This is a genomic window from Nonomuraea mesophila (assembly GCF_004352805.1).
Taxonomy (GTDB): domain Bacteria; phylum Actinomycetota; class Actinomycetes; order Streptosporangiales; family Streptosporangiaceae; genus Nonomuraea; species Nonomuraea longispora.
On record NZ_SMLD01000056.1, the window covers coordinates 39,369 to 51,275 of the forward strand.

14 protein-coding genes are annotated in these 11,907 nt (G+C 69.8%); 11 read left to right on the forward strand and 3 right to left on the reverse strand.

The window, feature by feature from the left end; genetic code table 11:
* Positions 1-188: 188 nt before the first annotated feature.
* Positions 189-1,466 carry an ABC transporter substrate-binding protein gene (locus E1295_RS21830; RefSeq protein WP_166427351.1) on the forward strand — a complete coding sequence of 426 codons (1,278 nt, stop codon included), beginning with the start codon at positions 189-191 and terminating at the stop codon, positions 1,464-1,466.
* A 234-nt stretch (positions 1,467-1,700) separates the two neighbouring features.
* A complete protein-coding gene (locus E1295_RS21835) occupies positions 1,701-2,129 on the forward strand; it encodes a hypothetical protein (RefSeq protein ID WP_132632173.1) in 429 nt (142 codons plus the stop codon).
* Positions 2,130-2,159: 30 nt separating this feature from the next.
* On the opposite strand, the gene E1295_RS21840 is transcribed toward E1295_RS21835, so the two are convergent.
* Complete coding sequence (locus E1295_RS21840; protein WP_132632174.1) at positions 2,160-2,735, reverse strand: TetR/AcrR family transcriptional regulator; 576 nt, start codon at positions 2,733-2,735, stop codon at positions 2,160-2,162.
* 84 nt (positions 2,736-2,819) lie between these two features.
* On the opposite strand from E1295_RS21840, the gene E1295_RS21845 reads away from it, so the two are divergent.
* Positions 2,820-3,179 (forward strand): DUF4267 domain-containing protein, encoded by a 360-nt coding sequence (locus E1295_RS21845; RefSeq protein WP_132632175.1) that lies wholly within the window; start codon positions 2,820-2,822, stop codon positions 3,177-3,179.
* A gap of 69 nt (positions 3,180-3,248) precedes the next feature.
* On the opposite strand, the gene E1295_RS21850 is transcribed toward E1295_RS21845, so the two are convergent.
* Positions 3,249-3,617, reverse strand: a complete 369-nt coding sequence (locus E1295_RS21850; RefSeq protein WP_132632176.1) for a DoxX family protein — start codon at positions 3,615-3,617, stop codon at positions 3,249-3,251.
* Between the two features lie 107 nt (positions 3,618-3,724).
* Here E1295_RS21850 and E1295_RS21855 point away from each other — a divergent pair, with 107 nt between their 5' ends.
* The 7 genes from E1295_RS21855 (at position 3,725) to E1295_RS21885 (ending at position 9,616) form a co-directional block, all read left to right on the forward strand.
* On the forward strand, positions 3,725-4,324 hold the full coding sequence (locus tag E1295_RS21855; RefSeq protein ID WP_220448833.1) for a TetR/AcrR family transcriptional regulator: 600 nt from the start codon (positions 3,725-3,727) through the stop codon (positions 4,322-4,324).
* A gap of 81 nt (positions 4,325-4,405) precedes the next feature.
* On the forward strand, positions 4,406-6,031 hold the full coding sequence (locus E1295_RS21860; RefSeq protein WP_132632178.1) for an FAD-dependent monooxygenase: 1,626 nt from the start codon (positions 4,406-4,408) through the stop codon (positions 6,029-6,031).
* Between the two features lie 19 nt (positions 6,032-6,050).
* A complete protein-coding gene (locus E1295_RS21865; RefSeq protein WP_220448834.1) occupies positions 6,051-6,923 on the forward strand; it encodes an SAM-dependent methyltransferase in 873 nt (290 codons plus the stop codon).
* Positions 6,924-7,033: 110 nt separating this feature from the next.
* Positions 7,034-7,534, forward strand: coding sequence for an SRPBCC family protein (locus E1295_RS21870; protein WP_132632179.1), 501 nt, complete (start codon positions 7,034-7,036; stop codon positions 7,532-7,534).
* A gap of 103 nt (positions 7,535-7,637) precedes the next feature.
* Positions 7,638-8,045, forward strand: a complete 408-nt coding sequence (locus E1295_RS21875) for a DUF6069 family protein (protein WP_132632180.1) — start codon at positions 7,638-7,640, stop codon at positions 8,043-8,045.
* Between the two features lie 18 nt (positions 8,046-8,063).
* On the forward strand, positions 8,064-8,417 hold the full coding sequence (locus tag E1295_RS21880) for a YciI family protein (RefSeq protein WP_132632181.1): 354 nt from the start codon (positions 8,064-8,066) through the stop codon (positions 8,415-8,417).
* The gene (locus E1295_RS21885; RefSeq protein ID WP_246080191.1) at positions 8,408-9,616 is read left to right on the forward strand and encodes an RNA polymerase sigma factor; all 1,209 of its coding nucleotides are present in this window, start codon (positions 8,408-8,410) and stop codon (positions 9,614-9,616) included. Before E1295_RS21880 ends, E1295_RS21885 begins: the two co-directional genes overlap by 10 nt.
* Before the next feature lie 129 nt (positions 9,617-9,745).
* Here E1295_RS21885 and E1295_RS21890 read toward each other — a convergent pair whose 3' ends face one another.
* Entirely contained in the window at positions 9,746-10,711 is a 966-nt protein-coding gene (locus E1295_RS21890; RefSeq protein WP_132632182.1) for a helix-turn-helix transcriptional regulator, read from the reverse strand.
* Between the two features lie 150 nt (positions 10,712-10,861).
* On the opposite strand from E1295_RS21890, the gene E1295_RS21895 reads away from it, so the two are divergent.
* Positions 10,862-11,680, forward strand: coding sequence for an NAD(P)H-binding protein (locus E1295_RS21895; protein ID WP_132632183.1), 819 nt, complete (start codon positions 10,862-10,864; stop codon positions 11,678-11,680).
* Positions 11,681-11,907 lie beyond the last annotated feature (227 nt).

Consider the following 11,907-nt stretch of genomic DNA (forward strand, 5'->3'; position numbering starts at 1 on the left):
GGCGGCCGGACTCCCCCACCCCCTCCACCCGGCACTTTCGAAACTCCGACAGCAAAGTGTCACGAAACCCCCTACCTCCCTTACCGATCATCGCGCTAACGTCAGACCTCTGATCCATGCCATGGGCACCGCAGTGCCGAAAGACATTCCTTCCACCCCCCAGCAGAAACCCCCTAGGAGGAAGAGCCGTGAGCTCTGGCAAGAAGATCTGGTCGGCGGCCCTGCTCGCCACCGCCATACTGGCGGTCACCGCGGCCTGCGGAGGCGGCGAGAGCAGCACCGACGGCAAGGTCAAACTGCGCTTCGCCTACTGGGGCAGTGACTCCCGCCGCGAGATGACAGAAGCGGCGATCGCGAAGTTTGAGGCAAAAAACCCGAATATCGACGTCGAAGGCGAAATTTCCGACTTCCCCAGCTACTACGAACGACTCGCCACCCAAGTCGCCGGCCGCGACGCACCCGACGTCATCACCCTCGAAATCCGCGCCGTACGCGAATACGCCGAACGCGGCGCACTGGCCGACCTCGCCTCCAAGGTCAGTGCCGCCGACATCGACAGCAAGATTCTCGCCACCGGCGTCGTCGACGGCAAACAGTACGCCATCCCCAGCGGCGTCAACTCCTTCGCCATGGTCATCAACCCCGCCCTGGTCAAACGCGCCAAAGCCACACTCCCCGACGACAGCTCATGGACCTGGGAGGACTTCGTCGAGCTCTGCTCCGACGTCACAACCGGCACCAGCGGCAAAGTCACCGGAACACAACTGTCCTGGAACCCCGCCTACCTCCAGATCTACGCCGCGCAAAAGGGCGAACTCCTCTACAACGGCAACAAACTTGGCATCACTCCACAAACACTCAAAGACTGGTGGGCCATCACCCAGGACCTGATCAAAACCAAAGGCTCCCCCACCGCCGACAAAAGCTCCGAACTCTACGACGCCGGCATCGAACAGACCCTCATCGGCACCAACACCGGCGCCACCAGCATGATCTGGACCAACGTCCTCGGCGCAGCCACCAAGGCATCAGGCCAGGAACTCGAACTCGTACGCATGCCCAAAATCGAAGGCGCCCCGACCAGCGGCATGTTCCTGCAACCCGCCATGTTCTACACCGCCTCCTCCGGATCGGAACACGCCGCCGAAGCCGCGAAATTCATCGACTTCATGATCAATGAGCCCGAAGTCGGCGAAATCGTCCTCAGCGACCGCGGCCTGCCCGCCAACGCCAAGGTGCTGTCCGCCGTGAGCGACAAACTGCCCGAAGCCGACCAGAAGACCCTGGCGTTCGTGAACGAGGTCCGCGGCGAACTCGCCGACCCGCCCGCCGCCCCACCCAAGGGCTCCAGCGCCATGGAAGGCATCCTCAGGCGATACTCCGAAGAAGTCATCTTCAACCGGATGACCCCCGACGAGGCCGCCCAGAAACTCATCACCGAAGCCAACGCCCTGCTCGCCGGCTGACCACCGCCCCGCACCCCGTCGACCCGCCGAAAGACGGGGTGCGGGGCGACTCCTTCGTTGAGGGGTTCTGGATGTGGGTCTTTGGTTTTTGTCCCAACCCGACGCCTTTACAAAGTAAGTCCAATCTTCACAGGACGAATGAGGGTGACACGGTGTCGTGGTGAACCCGCGACCGCGTACGCGCGTACCTGGACATGGTCTCTCCACCGCCGGACCCAGAGAAAGGTGCGCGAGATGAAGCAGCTGCGGATCATTGCGGCAGCCGGCCTGACCATCCTGGGCGTGGGCCTCGCCGTGTTCACGATCTTCGCTCCCGCACCGAGCAGCACCGCGAACGCCCATCACCACCCGGCTCCACCCGCCGCGGACAAGCCTCTGCCCCAGGCCGGCCTGGACCGTATCCTCGCCGCCATCAAATGCGACCGCCCGTCGGTTCAGGTCGACGCCACCGAACTACGCCAGGTGTCCTGCACGACCGGCGCGGGCCGCTACGTCGTCATGACCTTCCCCACGCGGGAGAACCAGGAGGCATGGTACGAAGGCGCGCGGGCCTACGGCGGAACGTATCTCGTGGGCGACCGGTGGACCGTCGTCTCCGACCCGAAGCTCCTGGCCGAGCCCCACGCTCGACTCGGCGGCCGGATCGAGACCCACCAGCACTGAACCCGGGACGGCTGACGGTGCGCGGCCGGGTCAGCGGGTGGCGTCGAGCTGGTCGAGCAGCAGCGTCAGGCGGGCCTCGCGGCCTGAGGCGGGAAGCCGGCCGCCGCGGGACAGGACGATCAGCCCGTGCAGGGCGCTCCAGACGACTTCCGTCAGGACCTCCGGGTCTCGGCCGCCGGCGAACCGCGCCACCCCGGACAGCAGCGCCTGGAAGCCGTCGCGGAGCGGCTGCGGGGTGTCGTCCTGGCCGAACGGAAGGTCCACGGCCATCGTGAACATGGCGTCGTACAGTGCGGGGTTCTCCTCGGCGAACGCCATGTAGGTGCGGGCCAGCCCCTCCAGCACGGCCCGCGGCTCGCCCGTCCGGGTCACGGCGCGCAGGCGTACGGCCAGTTCCGTGAAGCCCTCCAGCGCCACCGCCCCGACGATGGCATCCTTGCCGGCGAAGTGGCTGTAGAGGACCGGCTGGCTGTACTCGATCTCGTCGGCCAGCCGGCGGGTGGTCACGGCGTCCCAGCCCTCGGACTCGGCCAGCTTGCGGGCCGTATTGATGATCAGGTCGTGGCGCTGGGCGCGTTCGCGTTCTTTGCGCTGCTGTGTGGACACCCTCTGGATAATAGCACCGCTAGACACACGAGCATCGTTAAGCTAGCGTCGCTATCACTTCTAGTAACAATCGAAGGAGACGGCATGGCCACCATCGCCACCTGGCTCGCCGGGCTGATCGCCCTCGGGATCATCCTCATCGGCATCCGCTTCCTGCTGCAGCCGGTCGCGTCGGCGGCGGGGTTCGGGACTCCCGTGCCCATGAACGCCTTCCTTTCCGTCAAAGGCGTACGGGACATCACGGCCGGACTCGTCGTGCTCCCGGCCCTCGTCACCGGAAACCAGCACATGCTCGGCTGGCTGGTGCTCGCCAGCGTGTTCGCCCCGGTGGGCGACATGGTCGTCGTGCTCAGGAACGGCGGTCCGCGGGCGGTGGCGTTCGGCGTCCACGGCGCCACCGGCGCGGTGATGGTGGCGGTCGCGGCCGTGCTCATCCTGGCCTGAAGGATTTACTCAAGATCCAGCTCCTTTACAAGGTAGATCAGATCCCTGGCCGAGGGCACGCGGCCTCGCTCAGGAAGTCGCGAGCAGCAAGGCCATGGTCGTTCCGGTGACCACGGCCAGCACCAGGGGCGCCACGGCGTGGGAGCGGTAGCGCCGGTGCGCGAAGTCGCGGGCGCGGAGGTGGAATCCCACCGCGCCGATCAACAGCAGCGTGAGACCGGCCGCGGCGGTGACGGCGAGCGGCTTGAACCAGAGGCCGGCCGCGAGCCCGAGCGCACCGGCGATCTCCAGGGTGCCGATCGAGCGGGTCATGGCGGAGCCGACGCCGAGCCTGCGCAGGTTGGCCGTCACGGGTTCCCGTAACAGGACCTTCTGGGCGCCGGCGAGGAGGAAGACGAGAGCGGCCAGAGCACTCAGGGTGCTGGCGGCGAATGACATGATGCGACCCTTCACGGCAAAAAAGAACGAACATTCTTTTTCTAAGAGAGGCGCGGTACGGTTGTCAAGTACGAATGTTCGTTCTACGTTGTGGTGCCATGGCACGCATGCCCAAGGAGCACCTCGAAGCCCGCCGCCGCCAGATCCTGGACGCCGCCCGGCGCTGCTTCATCCGCAACGGCTTTCATGCGACGTCCATGCAGGACGTACTGACCGAGGCCGAACTGTCGGCCGGGGCCGTCTACCGCTACTTCAAGAGCAAGGACGACATCATCGCGGCGACCGCCGCCGAGGCTCTGGCGGAGCTCGCGTCGGCGTTCGAGGCGGAGGACGACGCGCGGCCACCAGATCTGGACAACATCGTCGATCTCGTGCTGGGGGTCGAGCGCCCGCCGCTGTCCGGATCGCAGGAGTCGGCCCAACTGCTGGTCCAGGTCTGGTCGGAGGCTCTGCGATCGCCCTCGCTGGGCACGAAACTGAAGGAGGTCATGGCGGAGGCCCGCCGCGTCATAGGCGGCCTTGTGGTGCGACACCAACAGCGCGGGCTGCTTGCCGCGGACGTCCCGGCCGAGGATGTGGCCGATGTCCTGATGGCTCTGGTCGACGGGTTCCTGGTGCGCCGCGCGGTATACGGCCACGCGGATCCGGCGGCCTTCAGGAGCGGCGTGCGGGCCCTGATGTCGGCGCCCGCGCAAGCCGCACGATAGGGACGGACTCCCCTCTTGACGACGATCGGAGGGTCATGCTCTTCTAAAAAGAACGATCATTCGTTCTAAGAAGGTGAATGTGTGACCACGACAACGGACGTTCTCATCGTCGGCGCGGGGCCGACCGGCCTGGTGCTGGCCATCGACCTGGCACGGCGGGGAGTGATCCCACGGATCATCGACGCCGGGCGCGCGGACCACCGGGAGAGCCGGGCGGTGTCGATCGTGGCGCGATCGCTGGAGATGCTGGACGATCTCGGGCTGGCCCAGGCCGCCATCGAACGAGGCATCCCGCTGCACACGCTGAACTTCTACCAGGGCACGACGGTCCTGGCCGAGATGGACGTCACGGCCGTGGACTCCCCGTTCCCGCTGGACCTGTGCATCCCGCAGTGGGAGACCGTCGGACTGCTGCGCGAGCGCGCCGAGGAACTCGGAGTGACCGTCGAATGGGGCACCCGCCTGGTCGGGCAGCAGGCTGGCGAGCACAGCGTGAGCGTGCAACTCGGCCACGGGGACGGCCGCGTCGAACGGTGCGAGACCCGCTGGCTGATCGGCGCCGACGGCGCCCACAGCACCGTGCGCGAGAGCGCGGGCATCACCCGGACGAGAGCCGACCTGAAGAGGGGGTTCATCCTGGGCGACGTCGCCGTGGACTGGCCGCTCACGCGCGACCGCTTCCACGTCTACTTCGGCAGGACCGGCCTCGTGGCCGTCTTCCCCATGACCGGGGGCTACTGGCGCATCCTGGCCAGCACGCCGGACGACCAGCCGCCGCAGGCCCCGGGGCTGGACGACTTCGCCGCCTGCGTCGCCGAACGCACACCCCTGGACTCCCACGTACACGATCTGCAGTGGAGCTCGTCGTTCGTGGCCCGCGAGAGCCTGGCAGAACGGCTCCGCCAGGGCCGGATCCTCCTGGCCGGCGACGCCGCGCACAACCACAGCCCGGTGGGCGGCCAGGGCATGAACACGGGCATGCAGGACGCCTACAACCTGGGCTGGAAACTCGCGCTCGTCGTCACCGGGCGCGCCGGGGAGTCCCTCCTGGACAGCTACGAGGCCGAGCGCCGGCCCGTGGTCAAGGCCGTGGTCGACGCGACCTCGGCCACCACGAGAGCCGTCACCGGCAGCACACTGGTCGCCCGCAGAGCCCGGCGGCACGCGCTGCGCCTGTTCGGCCGGCTCAATCCCGTACAGCAGCGGTTGTCGAACGCCTTCGGCGAACACCTCGTCCACTATCGCGACAGCGACCTCGTCCTCGAACGCTGGCACGCATCACAGGCCAGGGCGTGGAGCGACGTCACCAGTACCGGACCGGAGGCCGGCGAGCTGGTACGGGACGTCTACGTCGAGAACCGTGAGAGGCCGGTGGCGCTCCGTCACCTCCTCCGGACGCCGGGCCACCACCTCGTCCTGTTCGCCGCGGACACGACGGACTCCCCCACCCTGACCGCCTGGCATACCTCCGCGCACAAGGCGATGGCCGGGCACGGCGAGGTCCATGTCATCACCCGCGGCCACCTGCCGCACGACCCCATGGACGACGTCTTCGCCGACCTGCGCAGCGAGGCGCACAACCGCTACGGCGTGCGCCGCCCCAGCCTGTACCTGATCCGCCCGGACAAGTACGTCGGCTTCCGCGGCGACAGCGTCGACTTCGCACCTGTGAACGACTACTTCCGCGCCCTGGGCGCCCGCCCGTGAAGACAGAGGAACCGGACACGTGACACCAGAACCGACCGTCCCCACCAGCCTGGCCGGAATCGGCGCGACCGCCTTGGGCGTGGCTGTCCTGCGCGCCCAGGAGAGCAGCCGACCGGACCGGTTGTTCGACGACCCCTACGCCCGGCACTTCCTCCAGGCCGTCGATCCTGCGTCCAGCCCTTGGTCCGCCGGGGCCTCTCCGGCGACCGCGGGTTTCCTGCGGCTCATGGCCGAGCAGGTCGCCGTCCGCACCCGGTTCCTCGATCGCGCGCTCCTGGAAGCCGCCGGACGGGGGTGCGACCAGGTCGTCCTGCTGGCGTCCGGCATGGACGCCCGCGCGTTCAGACTCGCCTGGCCGCCGGGCACCAAGGTCTTCGAGCTGGACTTCGCCGACGTGCTCGCCTTCAAGACGGCCGTACTCGACGGCCGCGGCGCGACCGCCGCGTGCCACCGCGTCGAGGTCGCCACCGACCTGCGCCAGGACTGGCCGCGCGCGCTGACGGAGTCCGGCTTCGACCCCGCGCGGCCGGCCGCCTGGCTGGCCGAGGGCATCCTGTACGCGCTCCCGCCCGAAGCCGCCGACCTGCTCCTCGACCGGATCACCGGCCTCTCGGCCCCGGCGAGCATGCTCGCCCTGGATCACATGGAGGACTCCGAGCTGCTCCGCAGCGCCCGCGCGGACATCTCCGCCGAGCTCGTCGGCCTGTGGCGCGGCGGCCCCACCGAGAACCTCGACGCCTGGCTCACCCGCCGCGGCTGGCAGCCCGCCGTGACGGTCATCGCCGACGCCGCGGCCGCCTGCGAACGTCCGGTTCCGCCCGCGTTCGATCCCGCCCACGCCGCCGCCGGCCGCGGCTGGCTGGCCACGGCACGCCTTCCGAAACCTCTGTGACGGGCCCCAGCGAGAATTTCGATCGCAGGAGTGTCGATTCGGCCCGAGCCCGTTCGTGGTCAGAGTGAGAGACCGGAAAACAGCCGGTCGCCACGTACGGGAGGCCCGTCATGTCCGTCACCACCACCGGCCAGGAGAGCGTGAGCGCCACCCTGACCTTCGCCGCCCCCGCCGCGAAGGTGTTCGCGGTGCTGGCCGACCCGACGACCCATGCCGCCATCGACGGCACGGGCTGGGTTCAGGAGGCCGCAGACCCGGCGCCGCTGACCGCGGCGGGGCAGATCTTCCGGATGGCCATGCATCACGCCGGCCATCCGGACGGAGACTACGAGACGGTCAACCAGGTCGAGGTGCTCGACCCGCCGCGCGCCATCGGCTGGCTGACGGGATACGAGAAGGACGACGGCCAGTTGGAGTTCGGCGGCTGGATCTGGCGTTACGACCTGGCGCCGCACGGCCCGTCCGAGACCGCGGTCACGCTCACCTACGACTGGTCGGCGGTGCCGCAGCGCATCCGGGACTATCTGCAGTTTCCGCCCTTCGGCCCTGACCATCTGGCCGACTCGCTGCACCACCTCGCCGAGCTCGTCCCCGCCAGAGCCGGTCGGTGACGAACTCCCCCACTTTTTCCGCGGCCGATGTCGAATGGCGCCGAGCCGGTTCGTAGCCCTAGCAGAGGCCGGCAGCGAGCCGGCCCCGTACCGGAGGTCAGCAATGTCCGTCACCACCACCGCCACGGTCACCGCTTCCACGAAGAACCTGATCGCCGGCGGGCTGGCCGCCACGGCCGCCGCCGCCGTCGCGACCGCGGGCGTCGCCGCGGCGGGTGAGCTCGCCGGGATCGGGCTCGCTGTCGGCGGGGCGCCGATCCCCCCGTCGGGGTTCGCCACGCTGACCGTCATCCTCTCCGTACTGGGCCTGGTGCTGGCCCTGGTCCTGGCCCGCACGACCCGGCGTCCGCGCGTGGCGTTCGTCCGCACGACAATGGTGCTCACCGCGCTGTCCCTGCTGCCCGATGTGCTCGTGGACGCGCCCACGGCCACGAAGGCGCTGCTGATGTTGACGCACGTGGTCGCCGCCGCGATCGTTGTCCCGGTCATCGCCCGCCGCATGCCCGCCTGACCTCTCCGGGGAGAGCCCATGAAGAAATATCTGCTGGCCGTCCAGTTCGACGAGAGCGTGCCGTGGCCGCCGGAGGAGATGCAGGCGCAGATGGACCGGACCGAGCAGGTCACCGCCGAGATGCGGCAGGCCGGGTCGTGGGTGTTCGTCGGCGGGTTGCTGGGCTCGCACGCCACCACGGTGGTGCGACCCGGCAGCGGCACGACCACGATGACCGACGGCCCGTTCGCCGAGACCAAGGAGCAGCTCGGCGGGTTCTGGGTGATCCAGTGCGACGACCTGGACCAGGCGCTGGCCTGGGCCGGGAAGTGCGCGCTGGCGTGCGGGTCCCCGATCGAGGTGCGTCCCTTCGTGGACGCGCAGTGGGACTGAGCGCGCGGATGGACCTGGACGGCATCTACCGGGCGGAGTACGGCCGGTGCGTGGCCACGCTGACACGCCTGCTCGGCGACATCGGGCTCGCCGAGGAGGCCGTGCAGGACGCCTTCGCGGTGGCCGTACAGAAGTGGGACGAGCCGCCGCCCAACCCGGGCGGCTGGATCGTGACCACCGCCCGCAACCGGGCGATCGACCGCCTGCGCCGCGAGTCCACCCGCGAGGCCCGCCACGCCCAGGCGATGCTGCTGCAGCAAGCCGACGAGCCACAGGAGGTGGGACCGGTGCGCGACGACCAGCTCCGCATGATCTTCACCTGCTGCCATCCGGCGCTGTCACCGCTCGCGCGGACCGCGCTCACGTTGCGCCTGCTCGGCGGGCTGGAGGTGGCCGAGATCGCGCGGGCCTACCTGGTGCCGGAGGCGACCGTCTTCCAGCGGATCGTCCGCGCGAAGAAGAAGATCCGCGACGCCGGCATCCCCTACCGGGTGCCGGACGCCGCCGACCTGCCCGACCGGCTGGCGTCGGTCCTCACCGTGCTCTACCTGGTCTTCAACGAGGGATACACCTCCACCTCCGGGCAGCTGGTGCGTACGGACCTCTGCCTGGAGGCGGTACGCCTGGCCAGGGAACTGGCCGCGCTGATGCCCGACGAGCCGGAGGCGATCGGCCTGCTGGCGCTGCTGCTGCTGACCGAGGCCCGCCGGCCCGCGCGGGTGGGGCCCTCGGGCGAGCTGGTGGTGCTCGCCGAGCAGGACCGCTCGTTGTGGAACCGGGAGCTGATCGCCGAAGGCCACGAGCTCGTACGCCGTTGCCTGCGCCGTGACCAGCCGGGGCCGTACCAGGTGCAGGCCGCGATCAACGCCGTGCACACCGACGGCCCGGCGACCGACTGGCCGCAGGTGCTGGCGCTCTACGACCAGCTGCTGCACCTCACCCCGACCCCGGTCGTGGCGCTGAACCGCGCCGTCGCCGTCGCCGAGGTGCACGGACCGGCAAGCGCACTGGCCGCCGTGGACGAGCTGGACCTGCCGGGCTACCACCTGCTGCCGGCCACCCGCGCCGACCTGCTCACCCGCCTGGGCCGCACGGCGGAGGCCGTCGCCGCGTACGACGAGGCCATCGCCCTGGCCACCAACGACACCGAACGAACCTTCCTCCAGGCACGACGTACGCGCCTGACCGCTGACGGCTGAGCTTTCGCGGCCACGACCCGCTGTCCCCGAAGAGCTCACCCCAGGACGAACCACCGCCTGGGTCGACGGACGCGTCGCCGGCGCATGGGAGCGGCGTTCTGCGCGCACTTCGAGGACCGCCGCCGCGCGTCACGGGGGCTCTTGCGTGCCGGCGGTGAGGCGTCGTCCCCAGGCGCGCATGTAGGCGATGGCTTCCGGTGGGCCGTGGACCACAACGGGGGCGTCGAGCGCTCCGATGCAGAAGGTGGCCCAGTCCAGGGAGTCGGTGACGATCTCCACCCGGCACGAGGTGTCGTCGACGGGTTCCACCGTCCCGTAGTGCGCGATCTGCTTCCGTACCCGTTCGGCGGGGGCCCCGACCGTGGCGCGGACGGGGTACCTGGCGGGCATGGCGCTGATGCGGGCGCGCACGTACGCGACGGGATCGTCGGCGGGGAGGGTGCGGGGCGCGAACGTCGTGCCGGTGCGCTTCGCATCACCGATGCGGTCGACGCGGAAGGTGCGCCAGTCGGCCCGGTCGAGGTCCCAGGCGATGAGGTAGAGGCGGTTCTCGACGCGGGCGATGCGGTGCGGGTGCACTGTCCTGGCCGCGGTATCGCCGGTGCGGGTGCGGTAGACGAACTCCACCGTCTCGGTGTCGCGGCAGGCCAGGGCGAGGGTCGTCAACGAGGCGACATCCGTGATGTCCCCCCGCGCCCCGGGGTTTCGTGCCGGGACGGCGACGGCGCGGAGGCTGTCGATGCGGCGTCGGATCCGTACGGGAAGCACTTGGACGATCTTGGCCATGGCGCTCAGCGCGGCGTCGGCCGACGTCGGGGAGGGGCCGGAGGTGATCTCCTGGAGCCCCATGACGATGGCGGCGGCCTCGTCCTCGCTGAGGACCAGGGGCGGGAGCGAGGCGCCGGGGCTGAGCTGGTAGCCGCCGCCGGTGCCCCGTGTGGCGGTGATCGGATAGCCGAGCTCCTGGAGGCTGTCGATGTCGCGGCGGAGCGTGCGCGGGCTGACGCCGAGGCGGCGCGCGAGGTCGTGGCTGGGCCAGTGGCGCCGGCTCTGCAGCAGTCCGAGGAGTTCGAGGACGCGGGTGCCGGTCGACATGAGCCCACCCTAGGCCGGCTTGTGGCCGTATAGCGGCCACAAGCCCGGTGAGGATGGGACCCGCCACCGAAGCGGAATGGAGCGTACGTCGCCGCCCTCGGCTTCGCGCCGGCACCGCCTGACAAGACCCCTGCGAAAGGACCCACGAACATGCGCATCCTCGTCACCGGAGCGACCGGCCAGGTCGGGCGGCACCTCGTCGCGCAACTCCACGACGCCGGACACGACGTCCGCGCGCTCTCCCGCACCCCCGCCAAAGCCGATCTCCCGGCCGGCGTCGAGGTGGTGACGGGCGATCTCACCGATGCCGGCACGCTCGGAGCAGCCTTCCAAGGGATCGACGCGATCCACCTGATCACCTTCGGCGGCGACCAGGACCTGACCAACGGCGAGGAGATCATCGACCTCGCCGCACGCCACGGCATCACCCGGGCCACGGTCCTCGGCGGCTGGTCGCCCACCAGCGTCGAAAGCGCCCTGGAGTCCAGTGCGATCGGCTGGACCCTGCTGCGGCCGGCGGAGTTCATGGGCAACGCACTCGAATGGGCCGATGAGATCCGCTCGCAGGGCACCGCGTCCATGCTCGCCACCTTCCCCAGCGCGATGGTGCACGAGGCCGACATCGCCGCCGTGGCCGCCACCGCGCTCACCCGCGAGGGCCACGAGGGCCTGAGCTACCCGATCACCGGGCCCGAAGCCCTCACCCCGGCGGATCGCGTCCGGATCATCGCCGAGGCCACCGGGCAGGACATCGTCTTCGTGCACCTGAGCGAGGACGAAGAGCGCGCCCGGCTGCGCGGCTACGGTTACGACGAGGACTATGTGGAGTTCGGGATCCAGCTGGCCACCAGCCCGCCCGAGGCCGGCGGAGTGGTCGTGCCGACCGTCGAGGACGTCACGGGCACGCCCGCGCGAACCTTCGCCCAGTGGGCGCGGGAACACGCTGATCGGTTCCGCACCGCGCCCTGACCTCGTACGGGCCGAACCCGCGATGGCCCGCGCCGGAGGGCGACCTTCCGGCGCGGGCCGCGCGCAGGGCCGTCAGACTTCCTCGACGCTGCTCGGCTCGCGCCGGGACAGGTCGATACCGAGCTCCTCCGCGGCGCGGAAGACGTCCTCGTCGGTGTCACGCATCTCGATGGACATGCCGTCGCTGGAAAGCACCTCGACGTTGAGGCACAACGACTGCATCTCCT